Genomic DNA, 580 nt, shown 5'->3' with positions numbered 1-580 from the left:
GAGCAGAGTGTCGCACAGGTACGACTTCAGGAGAACGCAGGTGTCGAGGAACACCGCGTCCATGGCGTCGCCTACTCTTCGTCGCTGTCGGCGGGCAGCCGTTCGAAGCCCATGTCCGTCGGCAGGTCGTAGAGCCCGGCGTCCTCCGCGTCCGCGACCATCTGGTCCAGGCCGGCGGCCCGGTGGCGCCGGGCACGTTCGTGATAGGCGAGTACGTCGGCGAGCCGTACCCGCCGGTGCCTTCCTGGCTGCTCGAAAGGAATCTCGCCGGACTCCAGCAGCCGAACGAGGGTGGGCCGGGAGACTCCGAGGATGTCGGCGGCCTCGGTCGTGGACAGCACCATCTGATGCGGAGCGATGGTGATCGCCAACCCTTGGGCCAGCATCTCGACCACTTCGCGAACGACCTCGAAGATCTCGGGAGGCAGATCGACCCGCTTCCCGTCGGGGCTGATCAGGGCGGCACCTGTTGTTCGGCGGGTGGTCAGCGCGGCGAGCACGCCGCCCAGCCGCTTCCGGTTGTCTGGAGGCAGCAGCGTCCGTTCGACGAGTGGCGTGGTCACAGCCTCAACCTACCATC

General features: G+C 67.4%; 1 protein-coding gene. It reads right to left on the bottom strand.

The features are described 5' to 3' along the window. Positions 1–71: 71 nt before the first annotated feature. Complete coding sequence (locus tag MJ783_RS17325; protein ID WP_239311566.1) at positions 72–563, bottom strand: helix-turn-helix domain-containing protein; 492 nt, start codon at positions 561–563, stop codon at positions 72–74. Positions 564–580: the final 17 nt, after the last annotated feature.

Source organism: Protofrankia sp. Cj3, from assembly GCF_917627355.1.
GTDB lineage: Bacteria > Actinomycetota > Actinomycetes > Frankiales > Frankiaceae > Protofrankia.
Note: the sequence above shows the minus strand (reverse complement) of the source record. Positions and strands in the feature narration are given on the sequence as shown.